General features: G+C 68.1%; 11 protein-coding genes. 8 read left to right on the top strand and 3 right to left on the bottom strand.

The features are described from left to right. Positions 1–34 precede the first annotated feature (34 nt). Positions 35–3367, bottom strand: coding sequence for a bifunctional lysylphosphatidylglycerol synthetase/lysine--tRNA ligase LysX (gene lysX, locus SKC41_RS19985; RefSeq protein WP_330979398.1), 3333 nt, complete (start codon positions 3365–3367; stop codon positions 35–37). Between the two features lie 457 nt (positions 3368–3824). Here lysX and infC point away from each other — a divergent pair, with 457 nt between their 5' ends. The 4 genes from infC to SKC41_RS19965 all read left to right on the top strand — a co-directional run bounded on the left by infC (position 3825) and on the right by SKC41_RS19965 (position 5955). Further along, positions 3825–4442, top strand: coding sequence for a translation initiation factor IF-3 (gene infC, locus SKC41_RS19980; protein WP_330979574.1), 618 nt, complete (start codon positions 3825–3827; stop codon positions 4440–4442). 42 nt (positions 4443–4484) lie between these two features. After that, entirely contained in the window at positions 4485–4679 is a 195-nt protein-coding gene (gene rpmI, locus SKC41_RS19975) for a 50S ribosomal protein L35 (RefSeq protein WP_330979397.1), read from the top strand. A gap of 89 nt (positions 4680–4768) precedes the next feature. After that, entirely contained in the window at positions 4769–5158 is a 390-nt protein-coding gene (gene rplT / locus SKC41_RS19970) for a 50S ribosomal protein L20 (protein ID WP_330979396.1), read from the top strand. A 5-nt stretch (positions 5159–5163) separates the two neighbouring features. Then, entirely contained in the window at positions 5164–5955 is a 792-nt protein-coding gene (locus SKC41_RS19965) for a TrmH family RNA methyltransferase (protein ID WP_330979395.1), read from the top strand. Here the strand turns inward: SKC41_RS19965 and SKC41_RS19960 are convergent. Next, a complete protein-coding gene (locus SKC41_RS19960) occupies positions 5952–6971 on the bottom strand; it encodes an oxygenase MpaB family protein (protein WP_330979394.1) in 1020 nt (339 codons plus the stop codon). The two genes, SKC41_RS19965 and SKC41_RS19960, sit on opposite strands and share 4 nt — an antisense overlap. 201 nt (positions 6972–7172) lie before the next feature. On the opposite strand from SKC41_RS19960, the gene SKC41_RS19955 reads away from it, so the two are divergent. From SKC41_RS19955 to pheT, 4 genes are all read left to right on the top strand, one after another. Then, positions 7173–8048, top strand: coding sequence for an adenylate/guanylate cyclase domain-containing protein (locus tag SKC41_RS19955; protein ID WP_330979393.1), 876 nt, complete (start codon positions 7173–7175; stop codon positions 8046–8048). 57 nt (positions 8049–8105) lie between these two features. Then, positions 8106–8915, top strand: a complete 810-nt coding sequence (locus SKC41_RS19950; protein ID WP_330979392.1) for a rhomboid-like protein — start codon at positions 8106–8108, stop codon at positions 8913–8915. Between the two features lie 143 nt (positions 8916–9058). Further along, complete coding sequence (gene pheS, locus SKC41_RS19945) at positions 9059–10102, top strand: phenylalanine--tRNA ligase subunit alpha (protein ID WP_330979391.1); 1044 nt, start codon at positions 9059–9061, stop codon at positions 10100–10102. Next, complete coding sequence (gene pheT / locus SKC41_RS19940; protein ID WP_330979390.1) at positions 10102–12588, top strand: phenylalanine--tRNA ligase subunit beta; 2487 nt, start codon at positions 10102–10104, stop codon at positions 12586–12588. The genes pheS and pheT overlap by 1 nt, the downstream gene beginning before the upstream one ends. Positions 12589–12591: 3 nt before the next feature. On the opposite strand, the gene SKC41_RS19935 is transcribed toward pheT, so the two are convergent. Continuing rightward, positions 12592–14568 (bottom strand): MFS transporter, encoded by a 1977-nt coding sequence (locus tag SKC41_RS19935; protein ID WP_330979389.1) that lies wholly within the window; start codon positions 14566–14568, stop codon positions 12592–12594. Between the last annotated feature and the right edge of the window lie 51 nt (positions 14569–14619).

The raw sequence follows: 14619 nt of genomic DNA, 5'->3' as shown, positions 1-14619 counted from the left end.
TCCCGGTGCGGCCGCTGAGCCTCCGACACCTGGGCTAATGCGGCCTGGCCAGCGGAAATGGCAGCGTCTCGCGGATACTGCGACCGGTTATGAGCATCACGAGCCGATCGATTCCCATCCCGAGCCCGCCGGTCGGCGGCATCGCGTATTCCATGGCCTGCAGGAAGTCCTCGTCGAGCTCCATGGCCTCCGGGTCACCGCCGGCGGCCAGCAGCGACTGCGCGAGCAGCCGGCGCCGCTGTTCCACCGGATCGGTGAGCTCGCTGTAGGCGGTGCCCAGCTCGACACCCCACGCCACCAGGTCCCATCGCTCGGCGACGCCGGGTTGACTGCGGTGCGGCCGGGTCAGCGGTGACACGGACGTCGGAAAGTCGATGTAGAACGTCGGCGCCTCGGTCCGGCCCTCGACCAGGTGCTCGTATAACTCCAGCACCACCGCGCCGGCATCCCAGTGGTCTCGATACGGAATGCGGGCGCGGTCGGACAGCTTGCGCAGCGCGCTCAGCGATGTGTTCGGGTTGATGCGTTCGCCCAGGGCGTCGGAGACCGCGTCGTGCACGGTCTTCACCGGCCACACCCCGGAGATGTCGACCGGTTCGAGGCGGGTCTCGTCGTCCGGGCGGGGCCGCAGCACCGTCTGGGTGCCGTTGGCCGCTTCGGCGGCGTTCTGGATGAGCTCGCGGCAGCCGTCGATCCACACCCGGTAGTCGGCATGCGCCTGGTAGGCCTCCAGCAGCGTGAACTCCGGGTTGTGGCTGAAGTCGACACCTTCGTTGCGGAAGGCCCGGCCCAGTTCGAACACCCGCTCCACGCCGCCGACACACAACCGCTTCAGGTACAGCTCGGGCGCGATGCGCAAAAACAGGTCCATGTCATAGGTATTGATGTGCGTGACGAACGGGCGGGCCGCGGCCCCGCCGTGAATCGGCTGCAGGATCGGGGTTTCCACCTCGATGAAATCCTTGGCGAACAACGTTTCTCGCACCGAACGCAGCACGCTGCTGCGGGCCATCACCAGATTGCGTGACTCGGCATTGACCGCCAGGTCCACATACCGCGTGCGCACCCGCGTTTCCGGGTCGGTCAGCCCTTTCCACTTATTGGGCAACGGCCGCAAGCACTTCCCGACCATTCGCCAGTCGCTGACGATCAACGAGCGGGTTCCGCGTTTGCTGAATCCCATGTGCCCGGTCATCTCGACCAGATCACCGAGGTCGATGGCAGCGGTGAAATCGGCGGTCCGGCCGGACGCCAGGCGCGAATTGTCCAGCAGCACTTGCATTTCGCCCGACCAGTCACGCAGTTCGGCGAACAGCACACCGCCGAAGTCGCGTATCCGCAGGATCCGGCCCGCTACCGAAACCGTGTCCTGGTCGTCGCTGTCGATGGCGCGCGCGATGGTGTGACTGGGCGGAGAACCCACCGGGTAAGCGTCAATCCCGTTGTGCTGCAGCGTTCTCAGCTTGGTCAGGCGGACCCTAACCTGCTCGGGTAGCCGTCGCCGGTACTCCTCGGAGTCGACTTCGTCGCCGCGCTTTAGCCCGCTGACGTCCGGAGTCGATCCGTCTTCGTGCAGCAACCCGGATTCCGCGAGCCTGGCCGGCACGGCGGAGTGGTGCCCGGTGTGTACCTTGTCACGCCGGCTGAACGGCAACACCAGGAAGCCTTCGGCCATGGCCGAGGCGACACCCACCCGCGGGATCAGCCGGGCGTCTTCGTAGCAGGCGTAGCGGGGAACCCATTCGGGTTGGTATTTCATGTTGGAGCGGTACAGCGTCTCCAGCTGCCACCACCTGGAGAAGAACAGCAGCAGCCCCCGCCACAGCCGTGCGATCGGGCCGGCACCGAGTTGCGCGCCCTGCTCGAACGCGGAACGGAACATGGCGAAGTTCAGCGAAACACGGTTGATACCAATCCCTTCCGCGTTCAGGGCAAGCTCGCTGACCATGAATTCGTTGGTGCCGTTGGGCGATTTGGGGGAGCGGCGCATCAAATCCAGGGAGACCCCGGTGCTTCCCCATGGAACCAGCGACAGCATCGCGACCACCTGCTCGTCCCGATCCAGCGCCTCGACCAGCAGGCATTCCCCGTCGGACGGATCACCCAGTCGCCCCAGCGCCATGGAAAACCCGCGCTCGGACTGGGTGTCGCGCCAGGCGTTGGCGCGTGAAATCGTCTCGGCCATCTCCTCGGCGGCGATGTCGCGGTGCCGGCGGATGCGGACCGTCAGCCCGGCCCGGCGTGCCCGCGTCACGGCCTGACGTACCCCGCGCATGTCCGGGCCGGACAGCTTGAAATCGGAGGTTCGCAGAATGGCCTCGTCGCCGAGCTCGAGGGCATTGAGGCCGCGCTCCCGATAAGACTGGGCCCCTTGGGAACTGGCACCCATCACACCGGGCGCCCAGCCGTAGGTCTTGCACAACGCCAGCCACGCCTCGACGGCTTGCGACCAGGCCCGGGGGTCGCCGACCGGGTCCCCGCTGGCCAGGCAGACGCCCACCTCGACTCGGTAGGTGATCGCGGCGCGGCCACTATGGGCGAACACCACCGACTTGTCGCGCCGGGTGGCGAAGTAGCCCAGCGAATCGTTTTTTCCGTACAGCTCGAGCAGACCGCGGATCGCGGACTCGTCCTCGCCGGTGAGCGCGTTGTCCGCGCGCTGGGATTGGAACAGCACGATCGCGGCCGCGATCAGGGCGAGCGCGCCGAACAACCCGAAGATCGCATTGAGCAGCACGTGCGGCTTGCCGGTGAACAGGTCGGGGTCGGCCAGCGCGAATCCGACGACACGGTTGGCCACGTAGCCCAGCCGATCCTGTCGGGCCAGCGATCCGGGGAAGAGCTCGACCAGGCCCCAGGACAACAGGATTCCGATCACGTCCCCGACGACCAGGACGGCGGCCGCTTTCAACAGCGCGGCCCGTCGGACCTTGGCCCAGAATTCCCGATAACTCAACACCAGCAGGACGATCACGACGATGTGCATCGCGAACCCGAGGTTTTCGCCGAACGTCTCGGCCGCGGTGTTGTCGCCCGCGGCGATGTCGGCGGCGTTCCAGAATGCGGCCAGCACCATTTGGCCCAGCAGTACCCACCACGCGATGCGTTTGCGGGCGGTCAGCGCGGCCGCCAGCAGCGCCAGCACGAACGACCACGCGATGCTGGTGTCCGGGAAGTTGAACAGATAGTCGTTGATGAACTCCCGGGGGCCCTTGATCAACCACCGGATCAGGGGCGACACACTGCCGATCAAGGACAGGGTGGCGATGACGCCAACGGTCCAGCCGGCCGCCGCCGGTACCCACCTGTACCGGGAATTCGACCGGCTGCCCGAACGAGGCCCCGAAGCCGCAGAAGCGAGAGTCACAGACCGCGAGGATAAGCCTTTGAACCGTGAAATGCCTGGCGAAGCGCCAATCACGTCGGGACTAGTTGTCCACCGCGGGCGTGGCGCGACCGCGCGGGTCAGGACGCCTGCCCAGGGTGGCCTCCGGCAGATGAAATGCAGGAAGACGCCTGATGGCTGCTAGACTTGCGTCCGCGACCATCCCGGCTTTGGCCTGGGACAGTTAAGTGGAGTCCCACTCCCACCGCCAGCCGCGAAATGTTTCAAGGCGTAGCGGTCCGGTCACCGGCACCGAAAGGTGCCTGTTTCGCGCATGGCGCGGACGGCCTGAATGCGTTTCAGGTCGTGATCGGTCGGCATTGGGCCCTGCTTCTGCAGGGCTTTTTTGCTGATGGTGTGGCGATTCCACCGCTGAATCCCGACGGGCCCGAGTCACCGGTCGTGGCGAGACGACGAAAAGCCCAACAAGGGAGGCCCCATCAGCACTGAGACCCGCGTCAACGAGCGCATCCGCGTACCTGAAGTCCGACTGATCGGCCCAGGGGGGGAGCAGGTAGGCATCGTGCGCATCGAAGACGCATTGCGCGTAGCCGCGGACGCCGATCTCGACCTCGTTGAAGTTGCCCCGAACGCCAGGCCACCGGTCTGCAAGATCATGGACTACGGCAAGTTCAAGTACGAGGCGGCGCAAAAGGCGCGCGAATCCCGCCGGAACCAGCAGCAGACCGTGGTCAAAGAGCAAAAGCTGCGACCCAAGATCGACGATCACGATTACGAGACCAAGAAGGGCCACGTAATCCGCTTCCTGGAGGCGGGATCGAAGGTAAAGGTCACCATTATGTTCCGCGGACGCGAGCAGTCCAGGCCCGAGCTGGGCTACCGATTGCTGCAGCGTCTGGGCGGGGACGTCGCCGAGTACGGATTCGTCGAAACGTCGGCCAAGCAGGACGGCCGCAACATGACGATGGTGCTGGCACCGCACCGCGGCGCCAAGACTCGCGCCAGGGCGCAGCACCCCGAACAACAGGGACCCGCGCCGGCGCAGGAGGCCGATGAGACCGATGCAACCGGCGACGACGCAGCTTCACCGAACTGACCTGACAGCCAAACAGCGAAAACAGTAAGAACTAGAGGAAACATGCCCAAGGCCAAGTCCCACAGCGGGGCGACCAAGCGATTCCGTCGTACCGGGACCGGAAAAATCGTCCGCCAGAAAGTCAATCGTCGACACCTGCTCGAGCACAAGCCGAGCAAGCGCACCCGCCGGCTCGACGGCCGCACCGAGGTTGCGGCCAACGACACCAGGCGTGTCAACGCGATGCTGAACGGCTGACCTCAGCCACACCGAGCGCCGGCCGGGGCATACACCGACCTGGCAGGGCACCGAAGACCATTTACGTCTGAACGAGAGTAGGAACATCCATGGCACGCGTGAAGCGGGCAGTCAACGCCCACAAGAAGAGGCGCAGCGTCCTGACGGCCTCGAAAGGCTATCGCGGCCAGCGGTCTCGGCTCTATTGCAAAGCCAAAGAGCAGCAGCTGCATTCGTTGCAGTACGCGTACCGCGACCGCCGTGCCCGCAAGGGTGAGTTCCGCAAGTTGTGGATCTCGCGGATCAACGCGGCGGCCCGCGCCAACGACATCACCTACAACCGGCTGATCCAGGGCCTCAAGGCCGCCGGTGTGGAAGTCGACCGCAAAAACCTGGCCGACATCGCGATCACCGATCCGGCGGCGTTCACCGCGCTGGTCGATGTCGCCCGGGCGGCATTGCCCAAGGATGTCAACGCGCCCTCCGGAGAAGCTGCTTAACCCCGGTGCTCACCGAGCGCTCGGCCCGGGTGGCCGCGGCGGTCAAATTGCATCGCCACGTCGTGCGACGACGGGCGAACCAGTTCCTGGCCGAAGGCCAAAATCTGGTCGAGGCCGCGTCGTCGCGCGGCTTGGTCCGCGAGGTGTTCGTCACCGAACTCGCGGCGCAGCGGCACGCGACCCTGCTCGCCGGGCAGCAGGGTCCGGTACACCTGGTCACCGACCGTGCGGCAAAAGCCTTGTCCGACACCGTTACTCCGGCGGGGCTGGTCGCTGTCTGCGACATGCCGGCAACCGGACTCCAGCAGGCGCTGACCGGTTCACCACGGCTGGTCGCGGTGGCTGTCGAGATCGGCGAGCCGGGCAACGCGGGCACGCTGATCCGTCTCGCCGACGCCATGGGCGCCGCCGCGGTGATTCTCGCGGGGCACAGCGTCGACCCCTATAACGGCAAGTGCCTGCGCGCATCGGCCGGCAGCATCTTCTCGCTTCCGGTCGTCGCCGACCCTGACGTCGACGCGGTGCTGGGTGCGCTGCGTGCCGCCGGGTTGCAGGCGCTGGCCACCACCGTCGACGGCGGGATGCGTCTGGACGAGGCCGACGAGCTGTTGCGCAGGCCGACGGCGTGGCTGTTCGGCCCCGAATCGCACGGCTTGCCCGAAGAGATCACCGATCAGGCCGACCATCGCGTGCGCATCCCGATGTCGGGCGGCGCCGAGAGCCTGAATGTGGCTGCCGCCGCGGCGATCTGCCTGTACCAAAGCGCCCAGGCGCTGGGTGTGATGCAGGGTTTCTAAGCGACTTTCTTGCGGCCCCCGGCGGGGCGCAGCCCGGCCAGCGAGAGCGTGGTGTGCACCAGCGACCCGGCGCGCTCGATCAGCGACTTATGCGGGGGAAAATAGTGCATCGGCAGTCCGCGGCGGTCGCGCGGCGGTGCCATGAACGTGGGCGCCTCGACCAGCGGCGCATTCAGCGGAACCCGGCCCTCGGCGCGGCGGTAGGCGGCCAGCGCCCGCGGATGCAGCCGGATCTCGTCGGGCACCGCCTGGAACGCCAGCGCGATCAGCTTGCCGAACACCCGCAGCAGGATTTCGTCGCCCGGCGTCCAACGCATGCCCGCCTTCTCGCGTACGGCCGGCTCAAATAGGCCGGCCGCGATCCAGCGCTGCCCGGCCACCAACGGCTTGAAGATCTGGTCCCAGATCGGCGTCGGCATCAGGACGAACTTCGGCTTCGGGATGCGGATCCGGAAGATGTCCAGCGTCGCCCGGTTGATCTCCAGCTCGTCGCGGCAGACCCGGTCCCAGTACTCCTGGAATTCCTCCCAGGACCCCGGCACCGGCCGCATGCTCATGCCGTACATCCGGTACCACTGCACGTGCTCGTCGAACAGCTGGCGCTTCTCGGCCTCGGTCAGGCCGCCGCAAAAGTATTCGGCGACCTTGACGATGAGCATGAAGAAGGTGGCGTGCGCCCAGTAGAAGGTCTCGGGGTTCAGCGCGTGGTACCGGCGGCCTTCGGCATCGATCCCCTTGATGGTGTCGTGGTAGTGCTTGATCTGCGCACCCGTCAGGGGCGCGCGATCGCCGTCGTAGACCACGCCCATGATCGGGTACACCGACCGGGCCACCCGCTGCAGGGGCTCGCGCAGCAGGATCGAATGCTCCTCGACGCCCGCACCGAGCTGTGGGTACATGTTCTGGATCGCCCCGATCCAGACGCCCATCATTCCGGTGCGCAGGTCGCCAAAGTACTTCCAGGTAAGGGAATCTGGCCCAAGAGGATCAGCGGCTGTGGTCGATGCGGTTGTCATCACGACCTCCTACTTGCCGAGTGAGCTCACGATAACTCTGACAACGCGTGTTGTCTGCGTTTCGGCGGGCGCCACGCGAAGCCGTTACCGAGATTCCACGCCCGCGTGGCAGCGTCGTGATCAGTCGGTTTCATGCGATGTGTGACACAAACCGGACAGGCGTCATTGCCCGGCTCAGCCGAAACTACTTACCCTTGCCAGGTGGAACTCGCGCCGCGCGATCCGGATCCGGGCGAGTCCTTTGACAAGGACTCAGATTCGGTGACGACGGTGCCCCGATCTTCGGTGTCGAGACACACCGCGGCCCAGTGGTGGCAGACCGCCAATCACAGCCCGGGCGTGGTGGCCTTCATCCGGCGGGCGCGGCGGATGCTGCCGGGCGATCCCGAATTCGGCGACCCGCTGTCGACGGCGGGTGACGGCGGCCCGCGGGCGGCCGCCCGCGCCGCCGACCGGTTGCTGGGGGATCGCGACGCGGCGTCGCGCGAAGTCAGTCTGAGCGTGCTGCAGGTCTGGCAGGCGCTGACCGAAGCGGTGTCGCGCCGTCCGGCGAATCCGGAGGTGACGCTCGTCTTCACCGATCTGGTCGGCTTCTCGACGTGGTCGCTGCAGGCCGGTGACGATGCGGCGCTCACCTTGCTGCGCCAGGTGGCCCGCGCGGTGGAGCCGCCGCTGCTCGATGCGGGCGGGCACATCGTCAAGCGGATGGGCGACGGCATCATGGCGGTGTTCCGGCGTCCCGACGTCGCGGTGCGGGCCGTGGTGGAGGCCGACGACGCCCTGCGGGAGGTCGAGGTGGGCGGCTATCGGCCCCGGATGCGGGTCGGGATCCACACCGGGCGGCCGCAGCGGCTGGCCGCCGACTGGCTCGGTGTCGACGTCAACATCGCCGCGCGCGTGATGGAGCGTGCCACCAAGGGCGGGATCATGATCTCGGGTTCGGCGCTGGATCTGATCCCGCAGGACGAGCTGGACGCCATGGGCGTCGTCGCTAAACGCGCACGTAAATCAATGTTTACGCCCAAGACCCCGGGCATCCCGCCGGACTTGGCGATTTACCGCTTGGAATACTATTAGCGAAGTCACAGCGTCCCATCACGAAGACGAAACAATTTAGCCCTCATAATGGAATGAATGTTTGGGGGACTGCTTTCCCGGCTCGGCCGGATCCGTTTCACCGTGGGGTATGCCGCGGTGCTGCTTGCGGTGAGCTGCGCCATCCTGGTGCTCGGCCAGCACGCGCATGACATCATCGTCGCGCGTGCCAGCACCAACCTGCACAACCTGGCGCACGGACACATCGGAACACTGCTGGGCAGCGCGCTGGTCGTCGACGCCGGTCCGCTGTGGTTCTGGTTGCCGTTCCTGACCTGCCTGCTGGCGCTTGCCGAGCTGCATCTGCAGACCATCCGGTTGGTGATCGCGTTCGTGGTCGGCCACATCGGTGCGACGTTGGTCGTGGCGGCCGCTCTTGCCTCCGCGGTCGAGTTCGGCTGGCTGCCGGTATCGATCTCGCGGGCCAGCGACGTCGGGATGAGCTACGGCGCGCTGGCGGTGCTCGGCGCGATGACGGCCGCGATACCGCAGCGGTGGCGTCCGGCGTGGATCGGCTGGTGGATCTCGGCGGGCCTGGCCTCGGCGATCATCGGCGCCGACTTCACCGACGCGGGGCACACCGTCGCCGTGATCCTGGGCGTGCTGGTCTCCGCCCGGTTCCGTCAACCGATCCGCTGGACGCCGGTGCTGATCGCGATGCTGGTGGCGTCGTCCGGCTTCGGCTTCCTGGTCCTGGCTCACCACTGGGGAACGATGGCCGCGGCTCCGGTCGTCGGGGCGCTCGGCGCTTTTGTGGCGTACAAGCTCACCCAGCTCAGGACGTCGCGCAACACGGCGGCAGCCGGCGAGCAAGCACCCACCGCCCTGCAGCCGGCCCTGGTCGGCTAATCCGTCGCTCGGCTCCGAAGCGCGTTCAGTTCACTGGACGCGGTCACATATGATCGGCACTCGACCCGTGCCTGTTTTTCAGCACCGCTCGCTGGCAATACGGGCAGCCCCTAGAGCCTCGTCAGCAAGGAGAGTGTCGCCGCGTGGGTGATCAACCCGTCGACCTGTCGCCGGAAGCGTTGGCCGTGGCAGTCGATGCTGCGCGCGGGGCGTTGGCCGGGGCCGGCAGCCTGGAGGCGCTGGCACAGATCAAAACCGAGCACCTCGGCGACCGCTCGCCGATCGCGGTGGCGAGACAGTCGCTGGGCACCCTGCCCAAGGAGGAGCGCTCCGACGCCGGCAAGCGCGTGAACACCGCGCGTGGCGAGGTGCAGAGTGCCTACGACGAACGCCTGGCCGTGCTGCGTGCCGAGCGCGACGCGGCCGTGCTGGTCGCCGAAAGCATCGATGTCACATTGCCGTCGACCCGCCAACCTCCCGGCGCCCGACACCCGATCACGATCCTGGCCGAACACGTCGCGGACACCTTCATCGCGATGGGGTGGGAGCTGGCCGAGGGCCCCGAGGTCGAAACCGAGCAGTTCAACTTCGACGCCCTGAACTTCCCGCCCGACCACCCGGCGCGCAGCGAGCAGGACACCTTCTACGTCGCGCCGGAGGATTCCCGCCAATTGCTGCGCACCCACACCTCGCCCGTTCAGGTACGCACGCTGCTGGAGCGCGAACTGCCGGTTTACATCGTCTCGATCGGCCGCACCTTCCGCACCGACGAACTCGACTCCACCCACACGCCGGTGTTCCACCAAGTCGAGGGCCTCGCCGTGGACCGCGGCTTGTCGATGGCGCACCTGCGCGGCACCCTCGATGCGTTCGCGCGCGCGGAGTTCGGCCCCGAGGCGCGTACCCGGATCCGGCCGCACTTCTTCCCGTTCACCGAGCCCTCCGCCGAGGTCGACGTGTGGTTCGTCGGCAAAAAGGGCGGTGCCGGCTGGGTGGAATGGGGCGGCTGCGGCATGGTTCATCCAAACGTGTTGCGCGCCGCCGGAATTGATCCCGAGGTCTACTCGGGCTTCGCATTCGGGATGGGCCTGGAACGCACCCTGCAGTTCCGCAACGGCATCCCCGACATGCGCGACATGGTCGAAGGTGACATCCGGTTCTCGTTGCCGTTCGGGGTGGGTCTGTAATGCGTATTCCGTATAGCTGGCTGCGCGAAGTCGTTTCCGCCGGAGCGCCGGGCTGGGATGTCGGCGCCGCCGATCTCGAGCAGACGCTGGTGCGCATTGGCCACGAGGTCGAGGAAGTCGTCACCCTGGGCCCGGTCGATGGTCCGCTGACCGTGGGCCGGGTCGCCGCGATCGAGGAGCTCACCGAATTCAAGAAGCCGATCCGCGCCTGCCTGGTCGACGTCGGCGAGGGTGAAGATCGTAAAATCGTCTGCGGCGCAACCAACTTCGCGGTGGGTGATCTGGTGGTGGTGGCGCTGCCCGGCACCACGCTGCCCGGCGGATTCGCGATCACCGCCCGCAAGACCTACGGCCGTAGCTCCGACGGCATGATCTGCTCGGCGTCCGAACTCGGCTTGGGCTCAGACCATTCCGGGATTCTGGTGCTGCCACCGGGAACCGCCGAACCGGGCGCCAGCGGCGCCGAGGTGCTGGGGCTGGACGACGTGGTCTTCAACCTGGCCATCACGCCGGACCGCGGCTACTGCATGTCGGTGCGCGGCCTGGCCCGCGAGATCGCCTGCGCCTACGACCTGAATTTCGTCGATCCGGCAGACGTCAAGCCGCTGCCGGCCGACGGCGAGGCGTGGCCGCTGACCGTGCAGGCCGAGACCGGTGTGCAGCGGTTCGCGCTGCGGCCGGTCACCGGGATCGATCCGGCCGCGCTGTCGCCGTGGTGGCTGCAGCGCCGGCTGTTGCTGTGCGGCATCCGCGCGATGTCCCCGGCCGTGGACGTGACCAACTACGTGATGCTGGAACTGGGCCACCCGATGCATGCCCACGACCGCAACCGCATCACCGGGGGATTCAAGGTGCGCTTCGCGCTGCCCGGCGAGACCGTCGTCACGCTGGATGACATTGAGCGCAAACTCGATCCGGCCGATGTGCTGATCGCCGACGACGTCGCGACGACCGCGATCGGCGGCGTGATGGGCGCGGCGAGCACCGAGGTGCGCGCCGACTCCACCGACGTGCTGTTGGAAGCCGCGGTGTGGGACCCGGCCGCCATTTCGCGCACCCAGCGGCGGCTGCACCTGCCCAGCGAGGCCGCGCGTCGATACGAGCGCGCTGTCGACCCGGCCATTTCGGTGGCCGCGCTGGACCGCTGTGCCGCGCTGCTGGCCGACATCACCGGGGCAGCGGTAGCGCCGACGCTGACCGATTGGCGCGGGGATCCGCCGCGCGACGACTGGTCGCTACCGCCGATCTCGATTGCCGCCGACCTGGCGGACCGTTTCGCCGGCGTGGCCTACGCCGCGGGCACCACCACCCGGCGGCTCACCCAAATCGGCGCCGCGGTAACCGAAAACGGCGACATGCTGACCGTGACCCCGCCGAGCTGGCGGCCCGATCTGTTGCAGCCCGCCGACCTCGTCGAGGAGGTGCTGCGGCTGGAAGGACTCGAGGTGATTCCGTCTGTGCTGCCGCCGGCGCCCGCCGGCCGCGGCCTGACGAAGATGCAGAAACGCCGCCGCGCGATCGGCAAGTCGCTGGCGCAGTCCGGGTATGTCGAGATCCTGCCGACGCCGTTCTTGCCGGCCGGTGTGTTCGACCTCTGGGGCCTGCCGCCCGACGACCCGCGGCGCACCGCGACGCGGGTGCTCAACCCGCTGGACGCCGATCGCCCGGAGCTGGCCACCACGCTGCTGCCCGGATTGCTGGAAGCGTTGGGGCGCAACGTGTCCCGTGGCCTGGTCGACGTAGCGCTGTATGCCATCGCGCAGGTGGTGCGGCCGACCGAGCAGACCCGCGGCGTGGAACTGATTCCCGTCCACCGCCGGCCGACCGATGCCGAGATCGCGACGCTCGACACCTCGCTGCCCCGCCAGCCCGAGCACGTCGCCGCGGTGCTGGCCGGGCTGCGCGAACCCCGGGGCCCGTGGGGTCCCGGCCGTGCCGTCGACGCCGCCGATGCGTTCGAGGCGGTGCGAATCATCGCGCGCGCCAGTGGAATTGACGTCACGCTGCGCGCGGCGCAGTACCTGCCGTGGCATCCCGGCCGCTGCGCCGAGGTCGTCGTCGCCGACACCGTCGTCGGCCACGCGGGTCAACTGCACCCCGCGGTCATCGAGCGGTCCGGTCTGCCAAAGGGAACCTGCGCCGTCGAGCTCGACCTCGAGGCGCTGCCGATCACCGAGCTGTTGGCGGCGCCCAAGGTGTCACCGTTCCCGGCCGTCTTCCAGGACGTCAGCCTGGTGGTGGCTGCGGACGTGCCGGCCCAGGCGGTGGCCGATGCGGTGCGCGAGGGGGCGGGCGAGCTGCTGGAAGACATGCAGCTGTTCGACGTGTTCACCGGCCCGCAGATCGGCGAGAATCACAAGTCGCTGACCTTTGCGCTGCGGTTCCGCGCCCCGGACCGCACGCTGACCGAAGACGACGCCAGCGCGGCCCGCGATGCCGCGGTGCGGCGCGCCGCCGAGGTGGTCGGCGCCGAAATGCGCGCCTAGGCTTCAGCTTTGGGTGACCGCCGCGCGCAGCTGCTCGCCCGGCAATCGCCACAGCACGGTGCCCGGGGCCGCGGTGGCGGTGGCGGCGCGGGTCGCGCCCGGCCGTAACACGGCGACTTCCCCGAAGATCCTGCCCGGGCCCAGCGCGCGAATGCGTTCGCCGGCCTGGTCGAAGTCGACGCGTCCATCGACGATGAAGTACGCGTCGCGGGCGGGGTCGTTCTCGCCGAAGACGACGGTGGCGGTGTCATATCCCTCGGTGGTCGCGGCGGCCGCCAGGTCGCGGACGGTGTCTGCGGGCAGTGCGGCCAGCAGGGGCGCACTCGCCAGCGCCGCGTCGCGACCGTTGGCGGTCGCGGGCATGGTCGCTTGTCGCTCGGCGGATGCCGCGTCGATGGTTTGGCCCGTCGGGTCAAAGCCGGTCAGCACCGTCAGGAATGCCCGTCGCGGTAGCACCCAGAGTCGGCAGTCCGACGTCGCGCGCACGGTAGCGCTGCGGGTGGTGTCGCGCAGCAGCGCGAGTTCGCCGAAGAAGTCGCCCGCGCCCAGGGAGCGCACGTGGCGCCCGTCGACGCAGACGTCGAGGGTGCCGGACTCGACGATGTAGAAGGAGTCGCCGTATTCGCCTTGGTAGGTAACGACGTCGCCGGCGCCGACCTCTTCACGGTAGATCTGGGTAGCGATCCGTTCCCGCAGCACGTTGGTCAGCGGGGCAAACAGTGCGATCTCGTCGAGGGCACTCACCCGCTCACGCGTGGCCGCGACCCGGGCGTCGGTGCGCAGCAAGGAGCGCGTAACGGCCAGCATGGCCAACACCGTGAGCACGGCCAGGGCGAGCAGGCTGGTGCGCAGCGACCAGCCCTGGGTCACGCGCGTCGTGGCCCACGCGCCCGCGGCCATCGCGAACTGGCTCAGGCCTTCGACCGCCCCGAGCACCCGCCCACCCGCGGACAACGGGATGAGACTTTGGATCTGCACTTGGCCGGCCATCATCACCAGGGCACTCCCGGCGCCGAACGCGATGGTGGAGGCAAGCACTACGGCATCGTGCGGCGCGGCCGCCATCAGCGTCAGCGCTATCGCCATGACGGCCCCGGCGACGACGAACCACGGCCCCAGCCGGCGCTTGCCGATCGCACCGAGCGCCAACCCGCCGAGCAATCCGCCCCCGGCAATCAGGGCGGTGAGGACGCCGGGTCCGGCCTGTCCCCAGTGCAATAGGTCGATCGCCAACGGCACGACGAAGACTTCGCTTGCCGCCAGCATCAGGAACGCCAGCGCGGTCACGACAACGATCGAACGCACGTGCGGCCCGGCGACGGTGCGGACCCCTTTGGCGGTTTCGCCCAGCGCATGCCGGGCACCGGCACCGGTGGCGCCGTGCAGGCGCTCCGCGGCGTCCACCCGCACGGTCATCACCGCGCCCACGGCACCCAGGGCGAAGACGGCGGAGACGCTGAGCGCGGCGGCGGGTGACGTGGAAGCCAGCATCAGGCCGCCCGCGACCGGACCGATCAGGATCCCCATCTTGTCCGTGGTGCCCAGCGCCGCGTGCGCCCGGATCAGGTCCTGGGGTCGCTGGGTGATGGAGGGTAGCAGCGCCGCGGTCGTCGGCCGCACGAACATTGTGGTGGTGCCCTCGACCGCGATCACCGCGACCAGGATGGACACCGCCGGGAAGAATTGCGCCGAGACCGCCGTGACCGCAATCGAAACCAAACGCATCGCAAACACACCGGTGAGGATGCGTTCATGCGGGTACTTGTCGATGACGTAGCCCAGCGTGGGCGACAGCAGCGCGGCGGGCAGAACCGCGGCGACGCTGATGGCCCCGACCGCGCCAACCCCAGAGAGGGTGAACGCGTACACCGTCGTGACGGTGTACCACATCCACTCGGCGACCGTCGCCAGAAATCGCCCTACCACGAGCCGCCGCAGCTCGGGGTTCCGCGACACGGACTCCGGGGTCTGCAGGCGCACCCATCCCACATACCCCCGCCGAGTAACGCCAACCTTCACGACAAGCGAAAA

Origin of the sequence: Mycobacterium sp. 050128 (genome assembly GCF_036409155.1) — a bacterium.
Taxonomy (GTDB): domain Bacteria; phylum Actinomycetota; class Actinomycetes; order Mycobacteriales; family Mycobacteriaceae; genus Mycobacterium.
The sequence above is the reverse complement of the archived record's forward strand: the minus strand, read 5'-3'. Positions and strand labels throughout refer to the sequence as shown.

Coding starts and splice junctions, on each gene's coding strand:
- rplT (WP_330979396.1), top strand. CDS start 4,769: ATGGCACGCGTGAAGCGGGCAGTCAACGCCCACAAGAAGAGGCGCAGC.
- rpmI (WP_330979397.1), top strand. CDS start 4,485: ATGCCCAAGGCCAAGTCCCACAGCGGGGCGACCAAGCGATTCCGTCGT.
- SKC41_RS19950 (WP_330979392.1), top strand. CDS start 8,106: ATGTTTGGGGGACTGCTTTCCCGGCTCGGCCGGATCCGTTTCACCGTG.
- pheT (WP_330979390.1), top strand. CDS start 10,102: ATGCGTATTCCGTATAGCTGGCTGCGCGAAGTCGTTTCCGCCGGAGCG.
- SKC41_RS19960 (WP_330979394.1), bottom strand. CDS start 6,971: ATGACAACCGCATCGACCACAGCCGCTGATCCTCTTGGGCCAGATTCC.